Annotated in this window: 1 protein-coding gene; it reads left to right on the forward strand. The window is 47.6% G+C overall.

Annotated features, from left to right (window positions below):
* Positions 1-1,188 (forward strand): beta strand repeat-containing protein (locus tag L2735_RS19850; RefSeq protein ID WP_428848341.1); only part of this gene is annotated, 1,188 nt, incomplete at both ends.

Here is a 1,188-nt window from a genome sequence, read left to right on the forward strand (position 1 = left end):
GATGTCGACTTATCGACTCTGGTTGATGGCGACATCACTGTCGTAGCAACCGCGACAGATTCCAACGGCAATCCATTAAGTGCTAATGACACCGAAAACCTCGATGCCCTTTCAAGTAATATCACGGTTGATTTAGTGATTGATGCGGGCAACTTAGGTGACATCACGGGTACGTCACAAGATATTCCAGACGGTGGCACAGTCACCTTAGTTATCACCGATATTGCTGGCATTGAAATCACCATCGAAAACGTGGCTGTTGCAGCAGATGGCACTTACTCAGTTAATGATGTGGACCTATCGACTCTGGTTGATGGCGACATCACTGTCGTAGCGACCGCAACCGATTCAAACGGTAATGCTCTGTCTGCTAATGACACTGAAAACCTCGACGCCCTAGCAAGCAACATCACGGTTGATTTAGTGATTGATGCGGGCAACTTAGGTGACATCACAGGTACGTCGCAAGATATTCCAGCGGGCGGCACGGTCACCTTAGTGATCACCGATATTGCCGGCACTGAAATCACTATTGAAAACGTGGCTGTTGCAGCTGATGGCAGCTACTCAGTTGATGATGTCGACTTATCGACTCTGGTTGATGGTGACATCACTGTCGTAGCGACCGCAACCGATTCAAACGGTAATGTTCTGTCTGCTAATGACACTGAAAACCTTGATGCCCTTTCAAGTAATATCACGGTTGATTTAGTGATTGATGCGGGCAACTTAGGTGACATCACAGGTACTTCACAAGATATTCCAGACGGTGGCACAGTCACGCTGGTTATTACCGATATTGAAGGTAACTTCGTCACCATCAATGATGTGGCAGTCGGTGCAGATGGTACTTACTCAGTTGATGATGTCGACTTATCGACCCTGGTTGATGGCGACATCACTGTCGTAGCAACCGCAACCGACTCAAACGGTAATGCTCTGTCTGCGAATGACACTGAAAACCTTGATGCCCTTTCAAGTAATATCACCGTTGATTTAGTGATTGATGCGGGCAACTTAGGTGACATCACGGGTACTTCACAGGATATTCCAGCGGGCGGCACGGTCACCTTAGTGATCACCGATATTGCTGGCATTGAAATCACCATCGAAAACGTGGCTGTTGCAGCTGATGGTACTTACTCAGTTGATGATGTCGACTTATCGACTCTCGTTGATGGTGACATC

It is taken from the genome of Shewanella olleyana (genome assembly GCF_023283825.1).
Lineage (GTDB): Bacteria > Pseudomonadota > Gammaproteobacteria > Enterobacterales > Shewanellaceae > Shewanella > Shewanella olleyana.